Annotated in this window: 14 protein-coding genes and 1 pseudogene; 1 reads left to right on the forward strand and 14 read right to left on the reverse strand. The window is 69.8% G+C overall.

The annotated features are described in order from the left end of the window. The 11 genes and pseudogenes from VNW53_RS00320 to VNW53_RS00365 form a co-directional block, all read right to left on the reverse strand. Complete coding sequence (locus VNW53_RS00320) at positions 1-573, reverse strand: NifU family protein (protein WP_325552790.1); 573 nt, start codon at positions 571-573, stop codon at positions 1-3. 191 nt (positions 574-764) lie between these two features. Continuing rightward, positions 765-1238, reverse strand: coding sequence for a universal stress protein (locus VNW53_RS00325; protein WP_325552792.1), 474 nt, complete (start codon positions 1236-1238; stop codon positions 765-767). Positions 1239-1276: 38 nt separating this feature from the next. Next, a complete protein-coding gene (gene trpS, locus VNW53_RS00330) occupies positions 1277-2311 on the reverse strand; it encodes a tryptophan--tRNA ligase (RefSeq protein WP_325552793.1) in 1035 nt (344 codons plus the stop codon). 119 nt (positions 2312-2430) lie between these two features. After that, complete coding sequence (gene murJ / locus VNW53_RS00335; RefSeq protein ID WP_325552795.1) at positions 2431-4083, reverse strand: murein biosynthesis integral membrane protein MurJ; 1653 nt, start codon at positions 4081-4083, stop codon at positions 2431-2433. A 128-nt stretch (positions 4084-4211) separates the two neighbouring features. Continuing rightward, positions 4212-5999 (reverse strand): mechanosensitive ion channel family protein, encoded by a 1788-nt coding sequence (locus VNW53_RS00340; RefSeq protein ID WP_325552796.1) that lies wholly within the window; start codon positions 5997-5999, stop codon positions 4212-4214. Positions 6000-6077: 78 nt separating this feature from the next. After that, positions 6078-6227 (reverse strand): annotated as a pseudogene (locus VNW53_RS19875) (DUF3772 domain-containing protein); the annotation flags it as partial. Between the two features lie 12 nt (positions 6228-6239). Beyond that, a complete protein-coding gene (locus VNW53_RS00345; RefSeq protein WP_325552797.1) occupies positions 6240-6650 on the reverse strand; it encodes a hypothetical protein in 411 nt (136 codons plus the stop codon). Between the two features lie 180 nt (positions 6651-6830). Then, positions 6831-7520 (reverse strand): DUF1080 domain-containing protein, encoded by a 690-nt coding sequence (locus VNW53_RS00350; protein ID WP_325552798.1) that lies wholly within the window; start codon positions 7518-7520, stop codon positions 6831-6833. A 12-nt stretch (positions 7521-7532) separates the two neighbouring features. Further along, entirely contained in the window at positions 7533-8168 is a 636-nt protein-coding gene (locus VNW53_RS00355; RefSeq protein WP_325552799.1) for a gluconate 2-dehydrogenase subunit 3 family protein, read from the reverse strand. Beyond that, complete coding sequence (locus tag VNW53_RS00360) at positions 8165-9865, reverse strand: GMC family oxidoreductase (RefSeq protein WP_325552801.1); 1701 nt, start codon at positions 9863-9865, stop codon at positions 8165-8167. The genes VNW53_RS00355 and VNW53_RS00360 overlap by 4 nt, the downstream gene beginning before the upstream one ends. Before the next feature lie 3 nt (positions 9866-9868). Next, on the reverse strand, positions 9869-11116 hold the full coding sequence (locus VNW53_RS00365) for a Gfo/Idh/MocA family oxidoreductase (RefSeq protein WP_325552803.1): 1248 nt from the start codon (positions 11114-11116) through the stop codon (positions 9869-9871). A gap of 178 nt (positions 11117-11294) precedes the next feature. Here VNW53_RS00365 and VNW53_RS00370 point away from each other — a divergent pair, with 178 nt between their 5' ends. After that, on the forward strand, positions 11295-12512 hold the full coding sequence (locus VNW53_RS00370; protein ID WP_325552805.1) for an MFS transporter: 1218 nt from the start codon (positions 11295-11297) through the stop codon (positions 12510-12512). Between the two features lie 77 nt (positions 12513-12589). Here the strand turns inward: VNW53_RS00370 and VNW53_RS00375 are convergent, their stop codons facing one another. From VNW53_RS00375 to mutS, 3 genes are all read right to left on the reverse strand, one after another. Continuing rightward, complete coding sequence (locus VNW53_RS00375; RefSeq protein WP_325552807.1) at positions 12590-14818, reverse strand: TonB-dependent receptor domain-containing protein; 2229 nt, start codon at positions 14816-14818, stop codon at positions 12590-12592. A 75-nt stretch (positions 14819-14893) separates the two neighbouring features. Then, the gene (locus VNW53_RS00380) at positions 14894-17719 is read right to left on the reverse strand and encodes a [protein-PII] uridylyltransferase (protein ID WP_325552809.1); all 2826 of its coding nucleotides are present in this window, start codon (positions 17717-17719) and stop codon (positions 14894-14896) included. A 175-nt stretch (positions 17720-17894) separates the two neighbouring features. Beyond that, a partial coding sequence (gene mutS, locus VNW53_RS00385; RefSeq protein WP_325552811.1) for a DNA mismatch repair protein MutS occupies positions 17895-19926 on the reverse strand: 2032 nt, incomplete at its 5' end.

A 19926-nucleotide genomic window follows, 5' to 3' on the forward strand; every position in this document is an offset into this window, starting at 1 on the left:
CTAGAGGGTCTGCTCCACGCCCGTCACCTCCGGCACGTAGTGCTTCAGCATGTTCTCGACCCCGGCCTTCAGCGTCGCCGAGGAGGACGGGCAGCCGGAGCAGGCGCCGCGCATGTTGAGGTAGACCACGCCGGTCCCCGCGTCGAAGCGGCTGAACAGGATGTCGCCGCCGTCCTGAGCCACCGCCGGTCGGATGCGGGTGTCCAGCAGGTCCTTGATCTCGGCGACGATCTGGGCGGTCTCGCCCTCGTAGACGCCCTCGTCATGCCCGCCGGCCTGGTCGCCCTCGCCGGCGAACAGCGGCTGGCCCGAGGTGAAATGGTCCATGACGGCCGCCAGGATCGGCGCCTTCAGATGGCTCCAGTCGTAGCCGGGCAGCTTGCCCACCGTCAGGAAGTCCGGGCCGAAGAACACCCGCTCCACCCCCTCGAGGCCGAACAGCTCCGTAGCGAGGGTGGAGGCCTTCGCGGCCTCGGCGTCGCGGAAGTCCCGCGTGCCCACGCCCATCACGTCCCGGCCGGGCAGCAGCTTCAGGACCTCGGGGTTCGGCGTCGGTTCGGTCTGGATGAACATGGGGAAGATGTGGCGCGCCGGAGAGCAGGATGCAAGTTCATGGCATCATCCCTCCTCTTCAGGGGAGGGTGGCCGAGGCGAAGCCGAGGTCGGGTGGGGGTCTATGGGCCAAGCTGGGAGGTTCCGCGCTTGAACGCGGCTTCCCCACCCTGGCCGCTGGCGCGGCCTGTCCCTCCCCTAAAGAGGAGGGACTAGGCCAATTCCGCGATCTCGTCGTCGGTCAGGTCGCCGGGCACCAGGGTCACCGGCACCTTGCGGCCGCCCCAGCTCACGCCTTCCTTGGCGAGCGAGGCCACCAGCGGGCCGGGGCCGCGCCCGCCGACCGCCGCGGCGAGCACCAGGATCTTGATCGCCGGATCGCCGGCGATGACCTCGCGCAGCGCCGTGCGGACATTCTCGGCGTGCTTGATGATGAACTCCGGCGGCAGGCCGGTCTCGGCCTGCACCAGGGCCGCGGACCTTTGCAGCACCGCCTCGGCCTCCTCGCGGGCCTGGCGCTCGATCTCCTCGCGCACGCCGGACCAGTGCTCGAAGTACTCCGGCTCGATCACCCGCAGCAGGGCCACGTGGCCGCCGGTGGAGCGGGCGCGGCGGCAGGCGAAGCGCAGCGCCGCCTGGAACTCCGGCGTGTCGTCGGCCACGACCAGGAACTTGCGCGGGCTCATGCCGCGACGGTGCGGCGCCTTCGCCGTGCGCGCAAGGTTCAGCCCGCCCAGTAACCCACGATGCGCTTGACCTCGGCGAGGGTCGGGGCGGCGACCTCCCGGGCGCGCTCGGCCCCGGCGCCCAGGATGCGGTCGATCTCGCCCGGATCGGCCAGCAGCCGGCGCATCTCACCGCCGATCGGCCCCATCACCGAGACCGCCAGGTCCGCGAGCTTGGGCTTGAAAGCCCCGAAGCCCTGGCCCGCGAATTCGGTCAGCACGTCCTGGGCGCTGCGGCCCGACAGCGCCGCATAGACCCCGACCAGATTCTGCGCCTCGGCGCGGCCGGCCAGGTCGTCGAGCTTTTCCGGCAGCACGTCGGCGTCGGTGCGGGCCTTGCGGATCTTCTGGCTGATGGCGTCGGCGTCGTCGGTCAGGTTGATCCGCGAATTGTCCGAGGGGTCGGACTTGGACATCTTCACCGACCCGTCGCGCAAGCTCATGATCCGCGCGCCCGGCCCCTGGGTCAGCGCCTCGGGCAGGGGGAAGAACCCCGGCGCCGCGAAATCATGGTTGAACTTGGCGGCGATGTCGCGGGTCAGTTCGAGGTGCTGCCGCTGGTCCTCCCCCACGGGCACGTGGGTCGCCTTGTAGACCAGGATGTCGGCGGCCTGCAGCACCGGGTAGGTGTAGAGGCCGACGCTCTCGCGTTCCTTGTGCTTGCCGGCCTTGTCCTTGAACTGGGTCATCCGGTCGAGCCAGCCCAGGCGGGCGACGCAGTTGAACACCCAGGCGAGCTCGGCGTGGGCCGGCACCGCGGACTGGGCGAAGATGGTGGCGACCTTGGGATCGAGGCCGGTGGCCAGATAGGCCGCGGCGATCTCACGGACCTGATGCTTCAGCTTCGCCGGGTCCTGCCAGGCGGTGATGGCGTGCAGGTCGGCCACGAAGATGAAGGTCTCCATCTCGTGCTGCAGGCGCGCGAATTTCACGAGCGCGCCCAGGTAGTTGCCCAGGTGCAGGTCGCCGGACGGCTGCACGCCGGAGAGCACGCGCGGTTTGCCCGCATAGGCGGGTGGAGCTTGGTCGGTCATGGAATCAGGCTTCTCTGGGAATGGGCGTGAGGGCGCAAGGCCCGCGTGAGGCAGGTCGGGCGTTCAGCGCCATCGCCAGGTCAGAGACGTCATGTGGCCGAAATAGTCCGGTCGGCCGATCAGGACAAGTCTTCGGCGGCGACGCGGCGGCCGCGCAGCGCGGCGCGCACCTCGGCGATCGTCATGCCGCCCGAGCCGAACAGCAGCAGGGGATAGAGGCCCGCCGCGCCCACGGCGACCAGGCCGATGGCGAACTCCTTCGCCCCGATCTTCCACAGGTGCAGGTGGCCGAACGCGCCCTGGATCGCTTCGCGCCAGTGGTTCACGGCGACCAGGGCGAGCGCTAGTCCGACGTTCGCCGCCAGAATGCGCAGCAGTCGGTCTACGGCCTGCGGCGTGGGTCGGTAGTGCGATCGCCGCCATAGGGCGACCGCCATCATCACCACGTTGGTCCACCAGGCGACCGTGGTCGCCGCCGCCACGCCGGGGACGCCGATCAAGTAGAAGAGGCTCACCCCCACCGCGACATTGGCCGCCACCGACACGAAGCCCAGGCGCATGGGCGTGGCGGTGTCCTGGCGGGCGAAGAAGGCGCGGTTGAAGAGCTGGGCGGCCACGAAAGCCGGCACGCCCCAGCCGTAGAAGAAGAGCGCATTGGCCGTCCGATGGGCGTCGGCGACGGTGAACTGGCCGCGCGTATACATGGCGTCGATCAGGAAGAACGGGATGGTGATCAGGGCCACGGCGCAAGGCAATGCGAAGGCCATCGAGAATATTACCGCCTGGTCCATGGCCGCCCCGGCGCCCTTTTCGTCGCCGACGTGGATGCTCCGCGATAGCCGGGGCAGCAGCGCCACGCCGATGGCCACGCCGATCAGGCCCTGGGGGAGCTGGTAGAGCCGCTCGCAGTAGAACAACCAGGAGCGCGCCCCGTTCACCTGGCTGACCAGGATACCGGAGACGAAGACGCTGATCTGGGTGGCGCTGGCGGCGATGGCGCCGGGAATGGCCAGGCCGATGAGCTTCTTGATCTCGGGCGTGAGCCGCGGCCAACGAACGTCGACCCTGGCCCCCGACCGGCGCACCCCCCACCACAGCAACGCGGCCTGGGAGATGCCGGCGAGGATGATCCCCCAGGAGCCCCAGACCGCGGCCTCGTGCGGGGTCTTGGCTGGCAGGACCGTGGCCAGGGTCCACAGATTTAGCAGGATCGGCGCCGCGCCTGACAGAATGAAACGATTGCGCGCATTCAGCACGCCCGAGAGGTGGGCGTAGATCGCCATGCACGGCAGGTAGGGCATGGTGATCTGGGTGAGCAGAATCGCCAGCTTGAATTTCTCGGGGTTGGCCGCGAAGCCGGGCGCGATCAGGTACATGAGCCACGGCATGGCCAACTCGGCCACGACCGTGATCGCGAGCGAGGCGGCGGCCAGCGTCGCCATGGCGTCGGCGGCCAGGACGTCGGCCACCTCTTCGCCGTCGGTCACCAGCGAGCGCGAATAGGCCGGCACGAAGGCAGAGGAGAAGGCGCCCTCGCCGAAGATGCGGCGGAACAGGTTCGGGAACGCCCAGGCGGTGTTGAAGGCGTCGGCCACGAAGCCGGCGCTGGCCCCCATGCTGTAGCTGAGCGCCAGGTCGCGCAGGAGCCCCGCGAACCGGCTCACCAGGGTGAAGCCGGAATTGACCAGCGACGAGCGGATCAGGCCCGCGGGCTTCGCGGCCTCCGGCTTGGGCTTGGCGGCCGCCGGCTCGGGCGTGGAGGTGGCGGTCACGGACGTCTCGGGCAGCGGCGATTCACGGGGCGCAAACTAGCGCGCGGCGCGGACGGTGGATATGCGGTCCTTCTCCCGCGATGGAGGAAGGCGGGCCTCTTCCGCGGGACGGCGCCTTGCCCCCTTCGTCAGGCTGTGGCGCCGCTCGGCTCCATAGGCCGATCTCCCACATCGACGTGGACCACCGGGTTTGAGGTCGCGAGCGCTATGCCGTGCGCCTTGAGGTCGGGCAGGATCTGGAAGAGCAGATCGCTCTTGGCTTTGAACGCCTCTCGCGGTGAAGCGAGGTAGACGAAGGCGGTGAACTCCATGGCTCCGTCCTTGATGTCGGTCATGTAGACGGCCGCCGCCGGATCGCTGAGCGCGTCGGGATGGACCTGGAGGCGCTGCATGAGCAGGTCTCGGACGACCAGCGGGTCACTTCGGGCGTCCAAGGAAAGCACGATCTTTACGCGACCCAGGGCCGCGCCGTGGGTGACGTTGCGGACGATCTTCGACACGAGCTCCGAATTGGGCACGATCAGACGCGAATGATCGCCCATCTCGACCTCGGTGGCGCGCACGTTGATTCGACGGACATCGCCTTCCATGTCCCCGATGGCGATCCAGTCGCCGACCTTTATGGGCCTCTCGGCCAACAGGATCAGGCCCGACACGAAGTTGCCGATGATCGCCTGCAGCCCAAATCCGATACCGACCGACAACGCGCTCGCGAAGAGGGCGATGCGGTCAAGGCTCAGGCCCAGATAGGCGCAGGTCAACAGGAACGCCGCGAACACGCCGACGTAGGTCACGCCGGAGGCCAGCGAGGTCCGCACGCCGAGGTCCATCCGGGTCTTCGGAAGATAGCGCGACTCCAGCCAGACGCGCAGGACCTGGGTTGCGGCCAAGCCGATGCCGAGGACCAGCAGGGCCCCCGCAATGGCGCCAGGAGAAATGGAGACCTGCCCCAGCCGCAGGACGAGATCGGTCGAGGTGATGCGTCCGAACACGTCCTGGGCGTCGGCGCCAAACGGGGCGAGGATCGCCGCCCAGGCCGCAAGCAACAGCGCCAAACGCACCAGACCCGAGACGAGCTCGACGACCTGCTCGACCCCCAGTGTCGAGAGCCCGATCGAGATGCGGATCGCGCGCCCAAGCGGGCGGTTGGGCGACAGCAGCCAGGCGACGGCCGTATCGACGCCGCGCATCAGGATGAACAGCGCTGCAAGGACGGCGGCGGCCCAGACGAACTCCCGCATCACGAAGGTCGCGAGCGCCAGATAGCCCGCCACCATCGCGACGCCGGCGCAGGCCAAGGCCAACCAGGCGGCGATCGCGGCGAGGATCCACGGCAGTTGAACATTGGCGCTGTCCGCGGCCGTGGAGGCGGCCTCGGCTTCTGCGACACGAGCGCGGCCGATCTGACCGAGCGCGCTGGCGATGACCGCCAGTTCGAGGAGGAGCGTCAGGCAGCCGACGGCCTCGCTCGTGGCGCTGCTGGCGCCCAGCAGGTTGTTCAAACTGGCCAGGAATCCCGCCAGCGCCGCGCTGACGGCGATCAGGACCGGGTAGGGCGCCAGGCGGCGTGCGGCGACGTCGGAGATCGGCGCCACGCGCCATGCGGGCCATCGGGCGGATAGGAGCGCTCTCGCCGCGCTCTCGACGAGGGCTCCGAAGACGGCCGCCTTCCAGAGCAGCGACCAGATCTGGGCGAAGAGCGGCGTTGAGGCTCCGGTGTCCACCAGCGCCCCCTTGACGACGGCGCCGGCGACCAAGGGCGTGAGGACGGCGACAAGGACCCACCAGACCGCGATCAGGGCCGCCGCGGTCCGCCCGGCGGCGGACCGTTTCGCCAGGCGGACTTCCCCCCAGCGATTGAGCAGCAGCCGGACAGGCGCCACCAGCAGGGCGGCAAGAAGGGCGGCGAGCGTCAAGACCGCCGCGGCGCCCGGGGACCTGGCGCGGTCGGCGACCAGCGCGCGTTCCCCATACAGAACCGCGTTGAGCTTAAGCAGGTCCGCGGGTGCGTCGCGGGCGAAGTCGACCCACAGTCCAGGGTCCAGCAGGGAACGGCTGTGAACCCACAGCCGCTGGGAGAACAGCCGGCGGCGCCGGTCATCCAGGTAGGCGCTCAGTTGATCGGCTTCGGTGGCCAGCAGCCGCGCCTGTTTGACCTAGGTGTCGACAGATTGGCGATAGCGCAGGATCTCCCGGCGGCTTTGAGCGGTCTCCGCGTCCTCCGGCGGCTCCCCCGCCGTTGGCGCCGGCCCAAGCTGGGCGATCCGGGCGTCAGCGCTCTTGAGGCGTGGGTTGAGGTTGTCCAGGGCGTCGGCGAGCCGTGCCTGGATCGGTGCGATCGCTACGACCCGGGCTCTCAAATCCGCGTCGCCAAGTGCGTTCGATCGCGCGTGCAATGAGATGCTGTCGAGCTGAGCCTCGGCTTCATCGACCTGTCGGGCGAGCGCGGCGACCGGCGCAGGATCGAGGTCGCTCGCCGTCGCACCCTGGGCCGCCGCGCTGGCCCGCTGGGTGGCGGCGGATGTCGGCGCGACCGGGGCGGCGAGCACTGCGACGGCCACAAGCATGCCCAAGGTGCGAGGACGGTTTCGCTTCATCAGACCTGCGGGGTGAGTGGAATTGGAACGTTTCCTTATGCGCCGCGTGTCCCCGCGTTAGAAGGGACTTCGCGGTGGATCGCCGTCGGGCGCGCTTCGATCACCTGCTCGCGGCCTACACAGGTCTTGCGCAGGCGGTTTTCGCTCTTGCTACTTGAGCACCTTGATCTTGATGTTCTTGAACCAGACGGCGTCGCCGTGGTTCTGCAGGGCGATCGCGCCGGTCTTGCCGGTGGCGAACTGGGGCCAGCGCTTGAACTTCGACGCCGCCACGCGGGCTTTGAAGTCGGCGGAGTTCATGTCGTATTCGACGACCTTCATGCCGTTCAGCCAGTGCTGGACGCGGCCGTGGTCGACGACGATGCGGCCGTGGTTGAACTGGCCCACCGGCTTGGTCATGTCCATCGACGGCGCATAGAGGGCGAACAAGGAGCCCGCCTGCTGCGGCGGGGCCTCGCCGTGGGCGTTGTCGAGGATCTGGTACTCGGGCCCGCTCTCGTAGGTCTCCTCGCCCACCGGGATCACGTGGATCATCACGCCGGAATTGCCCTTCGGGCTGATCTTCCAGTCGAAATCGAGTTCGAAGTTCTCGAAGTCCTCCTTGGAGACCAGGTCCTTCGACGTCTTGGGGTCGGGACCGATCACCCCGTCCCTGACGGTCCAGCCGGCGTCCGGCGCGGCGGTCTTGAAGCCCTTCCAGCCGGTGGTCGACTTGCCGTCGAACAACAGCTTCCAGCCCGCCGCCTGCTCCGCGGGGGTGAGCGTGTTGTCGGCGGCGAGCGCGGGGGCGGCGGCCATGGCGAGGACGGCGGCCGCGAGGCCGAGGGCGAGGGCTTTCATCTTGAGGCGCTCCTAGAGGCCGAGTTGCTGGAAGGCGCGGTCGAGGTGCGCCTTGACCTCGTCCGACGGACCGGGGTCTGAGGTCCGCGGGACATTGCCGATATAGCCGATGTCCTTGAAGCCGGCCTCGGTCGTGTAATAGGCGCCGATGGTCAGGTGGCGGACCTTCTTCCAGAAGGCCTGGGTCGCGGCGTCCGTCGCCTTGGGCAGGGCCGCGAGCGCCGCGGCGCGGTCCGCGGCCGAGGCCTTCAGCACCTTCGCGCCCAGCGCATTGAGCCCGTTCATCACCAACGGGCGGTCCTTGACCTGGTCCGGATAGGGCGCGCTCACCCACTCGTCGATGAAGTCGGGCACGCCCAGCGAGCTGGCCGAGGGGGCGGTCGCGCTGGCCGGCAGGATGTAGTCGGCGAGGATCGCCGCGGTGGTCAACTGGTCCGGCGTCATGATCCGCGACCAGGGGGCCTTTTCCGGCTTGGCGAGCTTGGGGTCGGTCCCGTAGCCGCGGGTGACCACGTCGCCGCCCATCTTCGGCCCATAGACCACCACGCCCGCGCCGCCGGCGATGGCCGCGCCCACCACGCCGACCCAGGCCAGCGCCGTGCGTCGGTCGATCTTGGAGACATAGGGTTCCGGGGATTCGGTGCTCATAGGGCCCCCTGCTTGGCGACGGTCGCCAGGTTGTCGGCGGAGCGCCAGGCCAGCGCCAGGATCGACAGCGTCGGGTTCTTGTCCGGGCTGGAGACCATCACCGCGCCATCCATGACGAAGAGGTTGGGCACGGCCCAGCTCCGGCCGAACTGGTCGACCACGGAGTCGGTGTCGTTGTGGCCCATCCGCGCGGTGCCGATCTCGTGGATCATCTCGCCGCCCTTGGAGATCGCCTTCCGGCCGTCGGTCTCGACGTGACCCTCGGGCTTGCCGCCCAGGCGGTCGATGACCTCGAGGAAGGTCTTCACCGCATGGGCCGCCTGGTTGATCTCGTGCTCGCCCCACTTCCAGTGGAACCGCAGGACCGGGATGCCCCACCGGTCCTTCGCCACGGGATCGATCTCGCAATAGCAGTCGTCGTTGGGGATCATTTCGCCGCGGCCGTCGAAGCCGATGGTCGAGCCGAACCGCTGGCGAAGTTTCGCCCGCAGGTCGTCGCCGACCAGGCTCTCGTCGTCGCGCACCAGGCCGGCCATGCCCATGGATGGCATGTGGCGGCCGCCGCCGATCTCGATGTGGTAGCCGCGGGCGAAGCCCAGCTCCTTCTGTTTCTCGTAGCCCCACCAGGGAATATAAGTGTGCTGGGTGCCCTGGCCGTCGTCGTTGGTGGGCGGCAGGCCCTCCAGGTGCGGGAACTGGCCGGAGACGCCCGTGCCGACACTGTCCATCAGGTAGCGGCCGACCATGCCGTGGGTGTTGCACAGGCCGTCGGGGAACTTGGCGCTCTTCGAGTTGAGCAGAATCCGCGCCGTCTCGCCGGAGCCGGCGGCCAGCACCACCGCCTTGGCCGTGGCCGAATGGTGTTCGCCGGTCTTGCGGTCGACGTAGGTGACGCCCTTGGCGCGGCCGGCCTTGTCCAGGTCGACCTGGTAGACCAGGGCGTTGGTGGCGATGGTCAGGTTGCCCGTGGCCATGGCCGGCGGCAGCAGGACCGTGGTCGACTGGAAGTTGGCGCCGATGGCGCAGCCGCGGCCGCAGGGCGTGGCGAAGAGGCAGGTGTTGCGCCCCTCCATCTGGCCGGTGACCACCGCGCCGTGCATCGGGATGACCGGGATGCCCATGGCCTTGAAGGCCCGTCCGTAGAACAGCTCGAAGGCGCGCGGCGGCGCGGACGGCATCAGGCAGCCGGCCGGCGAGTCGGGGGTGTTCAACAGGTTCTGCGGCGGATAGGCGCCCGAGACCCCGATCAGCTTCTCGGTCCTGTCGTACCAGGGCGCCAGGTCGTCGTAGGCGATCGGCCAGTCGTGGCCCAGGCCGTCGCGGCTCCTGGGCTTGAAGTCCAGCGGCCCGAAGCGGAGCGCGATGCGGCCCCAGTGGTTGGTGCGCCCGCCCAGCATCCGGGGCCGCCACCAGATGAAGGGCTCGGAGCCCTCGGCCACGGTATAGGGCTCGTTGGGCACCTGCCAGCCGCCATCCACCGTGGCGTCGTAGAAGCCGAAGGGCTTGTCCGGCGTGCCGACGCCGCGCAGGGGCGCCTCGGCGTTGGTGTTGAACATCGGGGTCTCGACCCGCGGGTCGTAGTCGCGCCCGGCCTCCAGCATCAGCACCTTCATCCCGGACTTGGTCAGGTGGTAGGCGCTCATCCCGCCCCCGGCCCCCGAACCGACGATGATCACGTCATAGGGCTCAGCCGCCATGGTTCAGGCTCCAGTCCGCGCCGGAACCGGCACGTAGGTTTCCAGGGAGTCGTCGGGCAGGCGCACGACCTGGCCGGTCTCGGCCGACTTGTAGAGCGCCATGACCATCTTGGTGACCTCGACGCCATCCTCGAAGGTTTCGATGGGCGTCCGGCCGTGCCGGAAACAGTCGACCATGTGGCGGTTCTCGCCGACGTAGCCGTAGGTGCCGGCCTCGTCCTCGACGATGGGCATCTGGCCCTGCTCGGCGTTCTGCTTCTCCACTAGGTCTTCTCCCTGGCCGCCGGTGATGGCGCGGGAGAGGAAGACCTTGAGGCTGGGGTTCAGGGACGAGAATTCCATGGCGTATTCCGGCCCCAGCAGGGCCAGGTCGATCCTGAGACCCGGGCCCACATAGGACCAGGAGGTCGAGGCCTCGACGATCAGCTCCTGGCCGGTCTCGTCCTCGAGCGTGATGGTGGCGCGGGCGAAATCCTCCACCGGATGGGCCTGCATCTCGACGCCCTGGAAGTCCCTGGCGAGGGACTTGGCGTAGCGGCTTTGCGTCCATTTCAGATAGCCGACCGAGCCCTGGACGGTTTTCACGGTAAGGCTGGCGCGGGACGCGTCCGGCGCGGTGAGCAGGAAGCGGCCGACCTCCACGGAGTGGCACATCATGTCGCTCATCACCCCGCCGCCCTGGCGAGGGCCCTGCCAGAACCAGGGCTCGTGCGGGCCGGAATGCTCCTCCGCCGCGCGGGCCAGGTAGGGCCGCGACGAGGCGGGCACGGCGCGCCGCCAGACGATCTCCTTGCCGCGCTCGACGGCGGTGGAGAAGACCTGGTTCTCGAGGTAGCCGTGGGCGAGGCCCGCGTCCTCCGCCAGCCGCAGGACCCCGCGGGCCTCGGCGAGCGTGCGGCCCAGCGGCTTCTCGCAGGCCACCGCGCGGACCTTGGAGCGGCCGGACTTCACCGCGTCGTGGATCGCCCGCATGACCTCCAGGCGCCGGTCGTTGGGCGCGAGCAGCCAGATGGCGTCGACGTCATCGGCGGTCAGCAGGCTCTCCAGGTCGGCGTAGGCGCGGCAGGGGCCGAGTTCGGCTTCGTTGACCATCGCCGCCAAGCCGTCGCGATGGCCGGCCGTCGGGCTGTAGACGCCGGTGATCTGGGCGTGGCGGACGGACTGGAAGCTCTTGACGTGGAACTTGGCGATGAAGCCCGAGCCCACGAAGCCTATGCGCAAAGGACCAGGCGCCTCGCTCACTTGCGCCATGCTCTTTAATCCCCTGCGAACCACTGACTTGCAGCGAACTTGGCGCCGGCTGCGGGAGAGGTCAAACCGCGCCGGGGGCGAGGCGTCTGCCGATCGGATCGTGATGGGTGCGCTTGGGCGTCAACTGTGTAATCGATAGGCCAAGCGGGGCCTTGAGACCCACGCCAGGGGAGCGAAGATGACAGTCCGGATGCGGCTTTTTCTGATGATGGTGCTGCAGCTCGCGGTCTGGGGCGCCTGGGCGCCCAAGCTGTTCCCCTACATGGGCATGCTGGGCTTCGCGCCCTGGCAGCAGTCCCTGGTCGGCAGCGCCTGGGGCATCGCCTCGGTGGCCGGGATCTTCTTCTCCAACCAGTTCGCCGACCGCAACTTCGCCGCCGAGCGGTTCATGGCCGGAAGCCATGCGCTGAGCGGCCTGGCGCTGGCGGCCTGCGCCTTCCTGACCAGCTTCTGGCCGTTCTTCGTGGCCTACCTGGTCTTCAGCCTGCTCTATGTGCCGACGCTGTCGGTCTCCAACTCCATCGCCTTCGCCAATCTGAAGGACCCGGCCAAGGACTTCGGCGCCGTTCGAATGGGCGGCACGGTCGGCTGGGTGCTGGTGAGCTGGCCGTTCGTCTTCCTGCTGGGCGCCAAGGCCGACGCGGCGCAGGTTCGCTGGATCTTCCTGGTCGCGGCGATCGTCTCGTTTGCCCTGGCGGCCTACAGTCTGACCCTGCCGCACACGCCCCCCAAGCGCGACGCGCAAGCCGCCGACCCGCTGGCCTGGCGCGAGGCGATCAAGCTCCTGGGCGTGCCGTTCGTGGGCGTGCTGTTCCTGGTCACCTTCATCGATAGCGTCATCCACAACGGCTACTTCGTGATGGCCGACAACTTCCTGACCAACCGGGTGGGCATCGCCGGAAACCTGTCGATGATCGTGCTGAGCCTGGGCCAGCTGGCCGAGATCGTGACGATGTTCATCCTGGGCGGCGTGCTCGCCCGACTGGGTTGGAAGACCACCATGATCGTGGGCATCCTTGGCCACGCCGCGCGCTTCTCGGTCTTCGCCTTCTTCGCCGACAGCGTGCCGGTGATCATCGCCGTCCAACTGCTGCACGGCGTCTGCTACGCCTTCTTCTTCGCCACCGTGTACATCTTCGTGGACGCGACCTTCCCGAAGGATGTCCGCTCCAGCGCCCAGGGGCTGTTCAACCTGCTGATCCTGGGGATCGGCAACGTCGCCGCGAGCTTCCTCTTCCCGAGCCTGATCGCCCATTGGACCGACGCCGCCGGCAAGGTCGACTACCGCAGCCTGTTCATGGTCCCCACCGGCATGGCGGCGCTCGCCGTACTGCTGCTCGCCGCCTTCTTCCATCCGCCGGAGCGCGGTCCCGTGGCCGAGGGCGCGGCGGCCTAGAGACATCGCCTGCAACGGCTGCGCCCCGGCCGGCGGACCGGCCGCCGGGTTCCAGCCGTGAAGCTTGTTCGGCGCATCTACTGCGAGCCGCCGCCGAAATCGAACCCGGGCTCCTTGGGCTTCTTGCCGGCGCCGCCGAAGGTGCGGGTGAAGCCCACGAATATCCCGCGGATGTGGATGTGCTGCTCGCTGTGGTCCTGCAGGATCGGCGTCGACGTGACCTGCCGGAAGCGCAGGCCTTCGAAGGGATCCTGGACGGTGACCACGCCGAACAGGGCGTCGCTGAACTTGTGGCGATATCCCAGGTAGGTCAGCGCAAAGGGCTCGACGAACCCCTGGGGCGTGAGCCGCTTGGCGTTGACATTGGTGGTCACCTGGAAGGTGTCGTTGGGCGTGGGTTGCCAGGTCAGGCTCGCCCGGCCGCCGACCTCGAAGGCTGAGCGGCGCCCGGCGAAGTCCAGCAGCTGCTGCAGGCCGTCGCTCGCGGCGTCGATCTCGTTCCAATAGAGGTTGGTGGAGACGCTGTAGCTGAGCGTCTTGGTGAGGTGGCCGTTGGCCACCAGCTCCAGGCCCGCCGCCTTGCTGTCGGTGAGGTTCGCCTTGGTGTTCAGCAGCACGCCGCCGCCCAGGGCCGTGACCACGTCGGTCACGCCATGCTGGTTTCGGCGATAGTAGAGGGTCGCCAGGTAGAAGGCCCCGCCGGCCCGGTACTGGTAGCCAGCTTCGAAACTGTCGGTGGTCTGCGGCTGCAGGTTCGGATTGCCGGCCTGAAAGCTCAGCGGACTGAGCTGGATCCGGAACGGGTTGAGGTCCTCCGGACCGGGCCGCTGCACCCGCTTCGAATAGCTGAGGATCAACTGCTGCGCGTCGGAGACCTTGTAGGCCAGGTGCAGGGACGGATAGGGGCGGAAATAGCTGGTGTCGTGCGTCTGCGCGGCGGTGACCTGGCGGATGCCGAGCCGCACGTCCTCCAGCCGAAGGCCGCCCAGCACCGTCCAGGCGCCGAACGGTTGCTCGTAGGTCGCGTAGGCGGCGGCGATGGTCTGCTTGAAGAGGAAGAGGTTGCTTTGGAGCGGGTCCGGCAGGGCGCTTGCGGGCGAGCCTCCGATCAGGCCCTGGTTATCGTAGCGGTTGTCGTCGATCCGCAGGTCGTAGCCGGCCTTCAGCTTGCCCTCCGCGGGCATCGGACGGCCATAGTCGGCCTTCAGCTCGGTCCGGTCCGCGGTGTTCCGGGTCTGCAGGTCCGTGAAGACCGCCGGGCCGGGCGGCAAGGTCGTGATCAGGTTGAAGGCCTGGTCGCGCGCCTCGGCGATGTGTTCGCGCGCCAGGTTCACCGTCAGGGTGTGGTCGTCCCCGCTGAAGGTCCGGCGCAGGGTCGCCTGCGCCTCGCCATCGCCCAGTCCCCACTTCAAGCGGCCCGCCTTGTCGAAGGCCTGGATCAGCGCGCCCGTGGGGTCCTCGCCCTGGAACTTCGCCTCCGGCGACTGGTCCACGTCCAGGTGGCTGAAGCGGGCGTCGCCGCTGATCCGGGTCTTGGGATCGAGGTCATAGTCGGCGCTGGCGTGGGCGGCCCAGCGGTCGAGGTGGCCGCCTCCATGGTTCTCGGTCTGACTGGCGCCGAGCACATGACCCTGTCCATCGAGGATTTCGCGCCGATCCACCCCCTCGGCGCTCTGCGGGTCGTATCGGGCGTTGGCGTCGCCCGAGACCGTCAGCTTCTCGGAGTTGTACGAGCCGGTGACGCCGGCCTGGCGGCGCCCCTGATTGCCAAGCGTGAGCCGCACCGACCCGGAGCCGCCCGCCTTACGGGTCTTCTTGCTGATCAGGTTGATGATCCCCGCCGCGCCCTCGGGCGAGAACTCCGCCGAGGGGTTGGTGATCACCTCGACCCGCTCGATGGAATCCGCCGGCAAGGCCTGCAGCGCCTGGCCCGCGGCGGCGCCCTTGAACTGCCCGGACGGCTTGCCGTCCAACAGGATGGTCACGTTCGTGTCGCCGCGCAGGGAGACGGCGCCCTGCGGGTCCACCTCGACGGAAGGGATGTTGCGCAGCGCGTCGCTGATCGAACCCGTCGTGGTCTGCAGGTCCGACGCGATGCCGTAGCTCTTGCGGTCGATCTCGCTGCGAAATCCTTGAGTGGAGGCGCCGGTGACCGTAACGGCGTCGACCGTGTGGGCGGCCCCCTGCGACTTGGCGGGCGCGGCGGGCTTCGCGGGCGCCGTCGACGGGGCCTGGTCCTGCGCCTGGGCCGCGAGCGCCACGCTCGCCAGCATCGTCGCCAGAGTGACGCCCGTCCGATGTCCCATGGAATCCCCCGCGTCGCTTCGAGGGGATAAAACTACATTTGTAATTCAAATGAAACTACAAATGTACATTTGCGGTCAGCGAGCCACGCTGGCCCGGGCGCGCTGCAGGTTGGCCCGGCGGGGCTCTTCCTGGTCGATGTCGTTCAGGGCGGCCAGCAGGGCGGCCTTGAGCGCATTGCCCTTGCGGGCGTCCGTCACCTTCTCGCCGTTCGGCCCGGTGACGTAGAAGGCGTCCACGGCGCGCTCGCCGTAGCCGTCGATGTGGGCCGACAGGATCGACAGGCCCGCGTCGGCGATGGTGCGGGCGAGCGCCGCCAACAGGCCTGGTCGGTCGCGGCCCGAAGCCTCCACCACCGTCGAGGTCTCCGAGGCGTCGTTGTCCAGCATCACCGCCGGCTCGATGGAGAAGGCCGCCGCCCGGCCCAGGTCGGCGGCGCGGCGCGGTTCGTGCGCCACCGGCTCGCCCCGGGCGGCGGCCTCCAGGCTCTCCACCAGCCGGCTCAGCGAGCGCGGGTTGTCGGCCCCGTAGGGCTGGCCGGCGGCGTCCTGCAGGTAGAAGACGTCGAGCGCCTGGCCGGTGCGCGAGGTGAAGACCCGCGCGCCCAGCACATTGGCGCCGGCCCCGGTGATCGCGCCCGCCAGGTCGACGAACAGCCTGCGGCGGTCGATCGCGGCCACCGCCACCTCGGCGGCGTTGCGGTCGAGCCGCACCCGGCCCTCGGCCGCCGCGCCGCCTTTCCCGTCGTCGGGGGCCGCCCGCCGCGAAAGGGCCGCGTGGGCCAGGACCTCGCCTTCGCTGAAGGCCGAGAAATAGGCGTCCTCCATGGCGTCGGCCCAGGCCTCCGAGGCGGGATCGGCCTTGGCCACCCGGACGCGGGCGTCGTAGGCGGCGTTCTCGTGGTAGCGCTTCAGCGCCGCGGCGCTGTCGGAGCCGCGGCCGCCGCGGAACACCGCCTCGGTCGCCCCGTAGAGCTCGCGCAGAAGTTGGCCCTTCCAGCCGTTCCAGACTCCCGGCCCCACGGCGCGGATGTCGGCGACGGTCAGCACGAGCAGCAGGCGCAGCCGCTCCGGCGTCTCGACGATCTTGGCGAAGTCGGTGACCGTGCGGGGGTCGGAGATGTCGCGCTTCTGGGCGGTGTCGCTCATCACCAGATGGTGCTCGACCAGCCAGGCCACCAGCTCGATCTTCGAACGCTCCAGCCCGAGCCGCTCGCAGGCGGAGCGCGCCGCCCGGGCGCCGGCCTTCTCCTGTCCGCCGACCCCGCCCTTGCCGGTGTCGTGCAGCAGCATGGCCAGGAACAGGGCCTCGCGGTCGACGATCAGCGGCATGACCGTGGTCGACAGCGGATGCTCCTCGGCGAAACGCCCGGCGGCGATGTCGGCGATCACGCCCACGGCCCGCAGGGTGTGCTCGTCCACCGTGTAGGAGTGGTACATGTTGAACTGCATCTGGGCGACGATCCGCCCGAACTCCGGCAGGTAGCGGCCGAGCACGCCGGCGTCGGTCATCAGGGTGAGTGTCCGCTGCGGATCGCGCCCGTGGGCCAGGACCTGCAGGAACACCTGGGCGGCCTGGCGGTCGCGCCGCACGGCCGAGGTGATCAGCGGTGCGAGCCGGGTGGCGGCGGTGAAGGCGTCGGGGTGCAGGTCGAGGTTGCGCTCGTCGGCGATCCTGAACAGGCGCAGCAGGTTGATCGGGTCGTGCTCGAAGACCTGCGGGCCGTCGATGTTCAGCCGCCCGGCGATCTCATGGAAGCCGGGCTCGTCGAGGCGCTTGCGCTTGGGCCGGCGGGCCGGCAGCAGGCGTGACAGGCCGCGCGGCGCTGTCTTCACCCGCTCGGCCTCCAGCTTGGCGGCGAAGACGCGGGTGAGCGCCCCCACCTCCTTGGCGATCAGGAAGTAGCGGCGCATGAACCGCTCGACGGCCGGGTTGTCGGCGCGGTCGCCATAGCCCATCCGCCGGGCGATCTCCGGCTGCAGGTCGAAGGTCAGGCGCTCCTCCGGCCGGCCGGTGGTGAAGTGCAGGTGGGCGCGCACCGCCCACAGGAAGTCGAAGGCCTGGATGAACGCGCGCACCTCGCGGCGCTCGAACATCTCGAGCTGCATGACCTTTTCGATGGATTGCCCGGGATGCAGGTACTGGGCGATCCAGAACAGGGTGTTGAGGTCGCGCAGGCCGCCCTTTCCCTCCTTGATGTTGGGTTCGACCATGTAGCGGCTGGCGCCGGCGCGGGCGTGGCGCTCGTCGCGCTCCCGCAGCTTGGCGGCGACGAACTCAGCCCCGGTGCCCTTGACCACCTCGTGCTGGAAGCGCCGCACCAGCTCGTCCGCCAGCTTCTGGTCGCCGCTCAGCCGCCGCGCCTCCAGGATCGAGGTGCGGATCGTGAAGTCCTCGCGGGAAAGCTTGATGCACTCTTCGACCGTCCTCGAAGCGTGCCCGACTTTGAAGCCCAGGTCCCACAGGGCGTAGAGCATGTATTCGATGACGCTCTCGGCGTGGGCGGTCTGCTTGTAGGGCCGCACGAACAACAGATCGATATCGGAATAGGGCGCCAGCGTGCCGCGGCCGTAGCCGCCCACGGCCATCAGCGCCAAGCGCTCGCCCTCGGTCGGATTGCGGGCGCGGAACACGTGGACGGTGGTGAAGTCCCAGAGCGCGGTGATCACCTCGTCGGTGACGCCGGAGATCAACCGGGCCGTCTCGATCCCGCCGGCCCCGTTCTCCAGCCGCTCCTTGGCGATCATCCGGCCACGGAACAGGGCGGCCTTGAGGATCTCCAGCGCCGCCTTGCGCTGCGCCGGCCCGTCGCCCGCCTCCAGGGCCGCGGCCGAGAGCTGGGCGCGCAACCGCACGCCGTCGACGACGTATTCCAGGCGGGTGGGCTTCAGGCGCGGGGGCATGCAAGGTGGATATAGGAATTCTTGGCCATTTCCCTCCCCCTTGTGGGGAGGGCGGCCGGGGCGAAGCCGAGGTCGGGTGAGGAAGCGTGCTTCGGAGCGCGGAGTCAGCGCTTGAGCATGACTTCCCCACCCGTCTCGCTGCGCTCGCCCCCTCCCCGCGACGGGGGAGGGAAGGTCACCCCGCCAAGCCCTTCAGCCGGTAGAGCGCCTCCATCGCCTCGCGCGGGCTCATGCCGTCGGGGTCCATGACCCGCAGGGCCTCTTCCGCCGCGCTCGGCCCGTTGGAGGGCGCGGACTCCGCGACGGCGGCGAACAGCGGCAGGTCGTCCAGGTTGGCGGGGCCGGCGGCTTCGCGCTCCAGACGCTCCAGCACGTCCCTGGCCCGCGCCACCACCGGCGCCGGCACCCCGGCCAGCTTGGCGACCTGGACGCCGTAGGAGCGGTCGGCGGGGCCGGGGCCGGCTTCGTGCAGGAAGATCAGATCGCCGTTCCACTCCTTGGCCTTCAGCGACAGGTTGGCGACATAGGCCAGGCGCTGCTCCAGCACCGCAAGCTCATGGTAGTGCGTCGCGAACAGCGCGCGGCAGCGGTTGGTCTCGTGCAGGGCCTCGGCGCAGGCCCAGGCGATGGCCAGGCCGTCGTAGGTCGCCGTGCCGCGGCCGATCTCGTCCAGGATCACGAAGGAGCGCGGCGTCGCCTGGGTGAGGATGGCGGCGGTCTCCACCATCTCGGCCATGAAGGTGGAGCGGCCGCGCGCGAGGTCGTCGCCGGCGCCCACGCGGCTGAACAGGCGGTCGACCACGCCCAGACGCAGGCGCCTGGCGGGCACGAAGCAGCCGGCCTGGGCCAGGACCGCCAGCAGGGCGTTCTGGCGCAGGAAGGTCGACTTGCCGGCCATGTTCGGGCCGGTGACCAGGGCCAGCCTGGGGCCGCCCGCGCCCGCCCCGTCCAGCCGGCAGTCGTTGGGGGTGAAGGCTTCGCCGGCGCGGCGCACGGCGTTTTCCACCACGGGATGGCGCGCGGCCTCGGCCTCGAAGGCCGTGGAGCGGTCGACGCTCGGACGGCTCGCGCCCACGTCCTCGGCCCATTCGGCGACGCCGGACGCCACGTCCAGCCGCGCGGCAGCGCTCGCGGCGCCCTGGAGATCGGCGGCCACGCCGACGGCGGCGTCACGCCAGGCCTCGAAGGTGTCGAGCTCTATGGCCAGCGCCCGCTCGGCCGCCTGCGCGATCCTGGCGTCCAGCTCGGCCAGTTCGACGGTGGTGAAGCGCACCTGGTTGGCCAGTGTCTGGCGGTGGATGAACGTCGCGTTCAGCGGCGCGGCGAACAGCGGCTCGGCGGCCTTGGCGGTGGTCTCGACGAAATAGCCGAGGACGGCGTTGTGGCGGATCTTCAGGGCCACGCCGCTTTCGGACGCGAGCCTGGCCTCAAGGCCGAGGATCACCCGGCGGCTGTCGTCGCGTAGCGCCCGGGCCTGGTCCAGCTCCGGCCGCACGCCTTGGCCCACGAAACCGCCGTCGCGGGCGAGGGACGGAAGGTCGCCGCCCAGGCCCTCGTCCAGCAGGGCGCGGAACTGGGCGAGGTCGGGATGCAGGGCGGGGTTGAGCGCCGCCAGGGCCTGGGCGATCTCGGCGGGGAGCTCGACAAGCGGATCGCGGGTCGAGACGAAGAGCCTGGCCACCGCTTCGCCGATGGAGAGGCCGTCGCGCAGGCAGCCCAGGTCGCGCGGACCGCCCCGGCCCAGCGCCAGGCGCGAGAGCGCGCGCGCCATGTCGCCCAGGCCTTTCAGCGCCTCGCGCAGCTTCTGGCGCTGCGGGCGGTGCTCGCAGAACCAGGCCACGGCGTCGAGCCGCGCGTCGATGGCGGCGGGGTCCAGCAGGGGCCGCGCCAGCCGGGCGGCCAGCAGGCGCGCGCCGGGCGCGGTCACGGTGCGATCGATGGCGCCCAGGAGCGAGCCGTCCCGCGAACCAGAGGTGGCCCGCTCGATCTCCAGGCTGGCCCGGGTCGCCGGGTCGATGGCCATGACGTCGGCCTCGCCCGCCCGGCGCGGCGGCGACAGCGCCGGCAGCTTGCCCGCCTGGGTGGTCTCCAGGTGGGCGGCGATCAGGCCGAGCGCCGAGACCTCCGCGCCCGACAGCGCCCCGAACCCGTCCAGAGTCTCGACGCCATAGAGGCGCTTCAGCCGGGCCTCCGACGCGGCCGGCTCG

It is taken from the genome of Phenylobacterium sp., assembly GCF_035569475.1.
GTDB lineage: Bacteria > Pseudomonadota > Alphaproteobacteria > Caulobacterales > Caulobacteraceae > Phenylobacterium.

Bases quoted from the DNA above. Each gene is read 5' to 3' on its own strand.
- VNW53_RS00345 (WP_325552797.1), bottom strand. From the start codon at position 6,650: ATGCTTGTGGCCGTCGCAGTGCTCGCCGCCCCGGTCGCGCCGACATCC.
- VNW53_RS00380 (WP_325552809.1), bottom strand. From the start codon at position 17,719: ATGCCCCCGCGCCTGAAGCCCACCCGCCTGGAATACGTCGTCGACGGC.
- trpS (WP_325552793.1), bottom strand. From the start codon at position 2,311: ATGACCGACCAAGCTCCACCCGCCTATGCGGGCAAACCGCGCGTGCTC.
- VNW53_RS00365 (WP_325552803.1), bottom strand. From the start codon at position 11,116: ATGGCGCAAGTGAGCGAGGCGCCTGGTCCTTTGCGCATAGGCTTCGTG.
- VNW53_RS00355 (WP_325552799.1), bottom strand. From the start codon at position 8,168: ATGAGCACCGAATCCCCGGAACCCTATGTCTCCAAGATCGACCGACGC.
- VNW53_RS00320 (WP_325552790.1), bottom strand. From the start codon at position 573: ATGTTCATCCAGACCGAACCGACGCCGAACCCCGAGGTCCTGAAGCTG.
- VNW53_RS00325 (WP_325552792.1), bottom strand. From the start codon at position 1,238: ATGAGCCCGCGCAAGTTCCTGGTCGTGGCCGACGACACGCCGGAGTTC.
- VNW53_RS00360 (WP_325552801.1), bottom strand. From the start codon at position 9,865: ATGGCGGCTGAGCCCTATGACGTGATCATCGTCGGTTCGGGGGCCGGG.
- VNW53_RS00370 (WP_325552805.1), top strand. From the start codon at position 11,295: ATGACAGTCCGGATGCGGCTTTTTCTGATGATGGTGCTGCAGCTCGCG.
- VNW53_RS00375 (WP_325552807.1), bottom strand. From the start codon at position 14,818: ATGGGACATCGGACGGGCGTCACTCTGGCGACGATGCTGGCGAGCGTG.
- VNW53_RS00350 (WP_325552798.1), bottom strand. From the start codon at position 7,520: ATGAAAGCCCTCGCCCTCGGCCTCGCGGCCGCCGTCCTCGCCATGGCC.